3 protein-coding genes are annotated in these 2121 nt (G+C 64.3%); 1 reads left to right on the top strand and 2 read right to left on the bottom strand.

The features are described from left to right. Positions 1–50 precede the first annotated feature (50 nt). Together WA702_RS29355 and WA702_RS29350 are read right to left on the bottom strand one after the other, a co-directional pair. The gene (locus tag WA702_RS29355; RefSeq protein ID WP_425114036.1) at positions 51–887 is read right to left on the bottom strand and encodes an enoyl-CoA hydratase family protein; all 837 of its coding nucleotides are present in this window, start codon (positions 885–887) and stop codon (positions 51–53) included. A gap of 42 nt (positions 888–929) precedes the next feature. Beyond that, complete coding sequence (locus tag WA702_RS29350; protein WP_425114035.1) at positions 930–1691, bottom strand: SDR family NAD(P)-dependent oxidoreductase; 762 nt, start codon at positions 1689–1691, stop codon at positions 930–932. A 148-nt stretch (positions 1692–1839) separates the two neighbouring features. Between WA702_RS29350 and WA702_RS29345 the strand changes: the two genes are divergently transcribed. Further along, positions 1840–2121, top strand: a 282-nt coding sequence (locus WA702_RS29345; protein ID WP_425114034.1) for an alpha/beta fold hydrolase, incomplete at its 3' end; no start/stop codon positions are given.

Here is a 2121-nt window from a genome sequence, read left to right as displayed (position 1 = left end):
GGAATTATTTTAAGCCTAAAATATATCCTGGCAAGCCCCCGGCGGGCGGCTCAATTGCCCTGGAATACCGGCTTGCTCTTGGCGGCGAAGGCCTCGAAGGCGCGCTTGAAATCCTCTGTTGTCATGCACAACGCCTGGGCAATCGCCTCTGCCTCGATCGCCTCCTCCACCGACATCGCCCATTCCATCGCCAGCATGCGCTTGGTCATGGTGTTGCCGAAGGTCGGCCCAAAGGCGATCTCGCGCGCCAGCTGCCCGGCCTGCGTCAGTACCTCGCTGGGCGCGACGATGCGGCTGAAGAAGCCCCAGCGCTCGCCCTCCTCCGCGCTCATGAAACGGCCGGTGTAAAGCAGCTCGGAGGCACGCGATTGCCCGATGATCCGCGGCAGGATCGCGCAAGCACCCATGTCGCAGCCGGCGAGCCCAACCTTGTTGAACAGGAATGCGACCTTGGCGCCGACAGTGGCAAGCCGGATATCAGAGGCCATCGCGACAATGGCGCCGGCACCGGCGCAGATGCCTTCCACGGCGGCGACGATGGGCTGCGGACAGGCCCGCATCGCCTTCACCAGATCGCCGGTCATGCGGGTGAAGGCGGTCAGGCCCTTGGTGTCCATCTTCACCAGCGGGCCGATGATCTCGAACACGTCGCCGCCGGACGAGAAATTGCCGCCGGCGCCGGTCACGACGATGGTCTTGACGTCGTCGTCGAACGCACAGGCACGGAAGAAATCCGTGAGCTCACGGTAGCTGTCGAAGGTCAGCGGATTCTTCCGCTCGGGCCGGTTCAGCGTCAAGGTGGCGACGCGGTCCGTGACCTGCAACAGGAAGTGGCCGGGCTTGTAGTCCGCCAAAGGCAGCGTGACAGGATTGGCAGGTCGCGACATGGAAACTCCCTTCACATTTCTCGTTCGGTTGGCGGTGCGGCCTCACACCTCGCCGCCCGCGACCGCGACCGCCTGCCCCGTGATCGCGCTGGCGCCCGCGCCGCACAACCAGAGCACGGCATCCGCGACCTCCTGCGGCGTGACGAGGCGTCCTTGCGGGTTATGCCTGGCGAGATCGGCGGCGGCCTGCTCGCGGCTACGCCCGGTTTTCTTCATGATGGTGTCGATGCTGCCGGCGACGAGATCGGTGTCGGTAAAGCCGGGACACACCGCATTGACGGTGATATTGCTGGACGCCAGCTCCAGCGCCAGCGACCGCATCAGGCCTACCACCGCATGCTTGGCCGCGACATAGGCGGAGACGTAGGGATACCCCTTGAGGCCCGCGGTCGAGGCGATCATCACGATGCGTCCATAAGGCCTGGACTTCATCGCGGGCAACGTCGCCTGCACCGCATGCACGACGCCCATGAAATTGGTGTCGATCATGCGGCGGAACAGCGCGGCATCCGATTTCGCGAACGGCGCCGACTCCGCGGCTCCGGCATTGGCGATGAGGATGTCGATCGGCTGCCGCATCGCCGCCGCGCCAATGGCAGCGGTCAGCGCAGCGTGATCGGCGACGTCAGCCACGGCCATATGATCGGCGCAGCCCGCCGCGATCACGGCCTCGAGCGTCGCGCGATTACGCCCGACGATCGTCACGGTGGCGCCGGCCCGCTTCAACGCAAGTGCGATCTCGCGACCGATGCCGCGGCTGCCGCCCGTCACCAGCGCATGCGCGGAAGCAGGCAGTCCGGACATTCGTGGGCTCCTCATCATCGACACGGTCCCGTGCAAGATATTTTAACCTTCAAATTTATGCAACACGGGTAGCAGATGGCATGCGATGTGCTTGACAGGCGTAACACTCGGACTAGCGTCAGCACCAGGAAAGTTCGGTACGGAATCGATGCACGCCAATAGCCAGATCATGACGACAAATGATGGTCGCTTCGGTTATGAGGCTGCAGGCGATCCGGCGCGGCCGACACTGGTGTTCCTGCACGGCATCGGCGGTGCTGCGCGCGCTTGGCGCGGCCAGCTCGAATCCTTTGGCGATCGCTATCATGCCGTGGCCTGGGATATGCCGGGCTACGGTCAATCGAAACCACTTGGTGCGGTCAGCATCGCGACGCTGGCCGACGCACTGCAGGATTTTCTGGCGCAGATCCACGCGCGCGACACGATCCTG

The organism is Bradyrhizobium sp. (genome assembly GCF_049798375.1).
Classification (GTDB): Bacteria; Pseudomonadota; Alphaproteobacteria; order Rhizobiales; family Xanthobacteraceae; genus Bradyrhizobium.
This window is presented reverse-complemented; position numbering and strand designations above follow the sequence as displayed.

Bases quoted from the DNA above. Each gene is read 5' to 3' on its own strand.
- WA702_RS29355 (WP_425114036.1), bottom strand. From the start codon at position 887: ATGTCGCGACCTGCCAATCCTGTCACGCTGCCTTTGGCGGACTACAAG.
- WA702_RS29350 (WP_425114035.1), bottom strand. From the start codon at position 1,691: ATGTCCGGACTGCCTGCTTCCGCGCATGCGCTGGTGACGGGCGGCAGC.